This window comes from Arthrobacter sp. K410C, assembly GCF_059090105.1.
Genome location: NZ_JBNHFJ010000069.1, coordinates 1 through 288 on the forward strand (window position 1 = coordinate 1; position 288 = coordinate 288).

Below are 288 nucleotides of genomic sequence, written 5' to 3' on the forward strand. Positions count from 1 at the left end.
CAACCCGTCGCCCGTCCATGTTAGATCGGCAGTGGCGACGGGGAATCCGGACCGATGGGCCGCAGTGGCAGGTCTGGTGTTCACCGCCCTGGTTCTTACCGGCTTCTTCACGCCGGAGCTGCCAGGTACCAACAGCCCGGCGGAGGACATCGAGGCCCAGCTTGCAGGGGACCGCACCGCCCACCAGATTTCGCTGTTGCTGGGATTTCTCGCCAACATCGCCTTCCTGGTCTTCCTGGCCGGCCTTTGGGGCAGGCTGCGCCGATGGGAGGGCCCTGCCGGGATGTT

General features: G+C 66.0%; 1 protein-coding gene. It reads left to right on the forward strand.

Annotated features, from left to right (window positions below):
• Positions 1-31: 31 nt before the first annotated feature.
• A partial coding sequence (locus AC5RU7_RS21115) for a hypothetical protein (RefSeq protein WP_494053891.1) occupies positions 32-288 on the forward strand: 257 nt, incomplete at its 3' end.